Source organism: Stenotrophomonas sp. 278 (genome assembly GCF_003935715.1).
Classification (GTDB): domain Bacteria; phylum Pseudomonadota; class Gammaproteobacteria; order Xanthomonadales; family Xanthomonadaceae; genus Stenotrophomonas; species Stenotrophomonas maltophilia_AH.
This window is the reverse complement of sequence record NZ_RHPP01000274.1, coordinates 1-1,948: the sequence shown is the minus strand read 5'-3', so window position 1 is coordinate 1,948 and position 1,948 is coordinate 1. Positions and strand designations below refer to the sequence as shown.

Annotated in this window: 2 protein-coding genes; both read right to left on the bottom strand. The window is 70.1% G+C overall.

The genetic code is table 11. The features are described from left to right. Positions 1-54 precede the first annotated feature (54 nt). On the bottom strand, positions 55-1,221 hold the full coding sequence (gene gspL / locus EGJ34_RS21570; protein ID WP_125362433.1) for a type II secretion system protein GspL: 1,167 nt from the start codon (positions 1,219-1,221) through the stop codon (positions 55-57). After that, positions 1,218-1,948 (bottom strand): type II secretion system protein GspK (locus EGJ34_RS21565; protein WP_185750289.1); only part of this gene is annotated, 731 nt, incomplete at its 5' end. The genes gspL and EGJ34_RS21565, both read right to left, overlap by 4 nt.

Sequence of the window (1,948 nt, the reverse complement as noted above, 5' to 3'; positions counted from 1 at the left end):
AAGCGAAGCGGGGCCGGCCCGCCGCGGCGGGAGCCTTGGCAAGCACCCGCATCATCAACCCGGTCCGTTCGCGCTGACCCGCAGGCGGCCGTTGCCGCGGTCGGTCAGGGTCAATCCGTGAGCCTGCAGCGCCTGCTGCCAGCGCTCCAGGCGCGGCGTATCGGCTGGCGGACCGAGTGCCGGGTCCAGCTGCAGTTGCAGTTCGCCGGGGTGGTACTCCATGAGCGCGACCGCACCTGCCCATTCGGGCACGGCCTGCAGGGCGGTCGCGGCCAGGCGCTGAACGTCGGGAGCGCTGATGGGCTTGGCGGCACCCGCCTCCACCGCGCGACGGGCCTGCACCACCGGGTCCACCACCTCGCCCACGCCGGGCAGGCGCTGCCTCGTCTCCTGCTGCATGTCGTGCTGCAGGGTCTGCGTCTGCGCGGCCCATTGCCAGGTCTGCACCTGGAGTCCCAGCCCGACCAGGACAGCGGCGGCCACCCCCAGTCCCATTGCCAGCCAGGGCGTGCGCTTCTGCTGGGAAGGCAGCGGCAGCGACCAGCTGGGCAAGGGGCCGCTCCATTGCTGTTCGTGCGGCAATTCAGGCACCGCGTCATCCACCGGCCAGCCGCTGGGCGCAGCGCCCAGCCAATGCCATGTGGCCTGATCGTCGTCGCCGAGGCGCGCGCGCAGTTGCTGGACCGCCACACCTTGCTGGCCCTGTCCCAGCCATTGCACCCAGCCACGGTCGCGCGAGGTCCGCACCAGCAGGTGATCGCCACAGGCCTGCAGCGTCGGCTGGTTGCCCTGCAGTGGCAGCAACAACGGCGTGGGATACAGACCCTGCAATTTCAGACCCAGCGCAGCGAACAGCAGCGCAACCTGCTGCACCGCTTCGCGTCCCAGCCACGCCACCGCGACGCGCCCGTCGCGGTCCTGGGGGCCGTGCGCGAACGCCACTTCGGCCACGTCCTCCAGCAGCAGGGACTCGATCTCGGCCTGCATCGCCACCTCCAGCCGGCGGCCGGTCAGTGGCGGCAGCAGCAGGTCGAGCAGGATCAGGTCCTGCACATCCAGGCAGGCCCGGGTAATTGCAGCGGGATGGCGGACCGCCAGCACCGAAAGCGCGCCGCGTCCATGGGAGAGCACGCGGCCCTGCTGCCACCACGCCCAGTCCACCTCGGACTGAGCGTGCAGCGTGGACAACGGGGGAAGTCGCAGCCGCAGTTCGCCCTTCATGTTCCAATCCTTGTCCACATGCGTTGAACGCGTACACCGAGGTCGCGGTGCTCGCGCCAGATCAGCGCCTGGAAGGGCACGCTCACGGTATCGGCCTGCACGCTGCCGTCGGCCAGGAACCATTCGCTGTGGATGCCCACCTGGGTTTCCACCATCTGTGCCTGCGGCACCTTCAACCGGAACTCGATGTCGCCTCGATTGAGGAAGTAGCGGCCGGCGTCGCGTTCGCCCAGCAAGGCCTGCAACCGCGACAGGTCGGTGTCGGGCAGCTCGGTGGCCAGCAATGCGGCCGTGCTGGTGTTGGCGTTGAGCAAGGTGTCGCGCGGCAGCAGGGTGACCACCTGGGCCAGTGCCTGCATCTGACCTGGATCGCCCTCGGGCACGGCAAGCGCCAACACGCCATGCACATCGCGCGGCAGCGGCCCGCCGCCACCGATGCGCGCCAGCACGAAATCGCGCACCTGTGCGCACGCTGCCGGGGCGACGCCCTGCTGTGCACAAACGCGTTCCAGCACGGCCTGGGCGTGCGCATCCGGGCGACCGTTGCGTACCAGGTTGCGCAGGTTGAACAGCGCCTGTGCATCACGCAGCTGCAGCTGCACCGGCAAAGGAGACTGCAATGCGATTGGCCGCGACCAGGGCCCGCCCGCCACGGTGGTGACCTGCACGGCGGCATCCTCACGCAGCTGCTGCGACGCGCGTTCGGTGGCGGCGTCCACCGCCAGGC